Raw genomic sequence first — 413 nt, 5'->3', positions numbered from 1 at the left:
GTCTGGAAGAGTGATATCAGTAATGACAGGTTGACCATTGCCATTCATTATAATTGCTTTACTCATATCAAATATCCGTAAATCTCTACAATTAAAGTCTGTGAAGTTCCTGTAGCTGCTGTGGTTAGGTTAAAATATACCCCTGTACTGGCAGGTATTATCTTAGACATACCTAATAGAGACATTCCAAATAGGTCTGTTGTACTTATCAAAGCACTCATACCCTGAGCTGCATATATATTGTTTGTACCTGCGGGATAACCTATTCCTGCTGAACTACCTGATGTAATCGCTGTAGCAGAACCGCATCTCACTGCATAACCTGTAATTACAAGAAGCTTTCCAGAAGGTGTAGTATACAATAAAGTATTACCCACTGTTTTTGCATCAATACCACTTACACTAGCTATTAC

General features: G+C 38.0%; 1 pseudogene. It reads right to left on the bottom strand.

The window, feature by feature from the left end:
• Positions 1-62: 62 nt before the first annotated feature.
• Positions 63-413 (bottom strand): annotated as a pseudogene (locus D3260_RS17595) (hypothetical protein); the annotation flags it as partial.

Source organism: Salinisphaera sp. Q1T1-3 (genome assembly GCF_003602005.1).
Lineage (GTDB): Bacteria > Pseudomonadota > Gammaproteobacteria > Nevskiales > Salinisphaeraceae > Salinisphaera.
The sequence above is the reverse complement of the archived record's forward strand: the minus strand, read 5'-3'. Positions and strand labels throughout refer to the sequence as shown.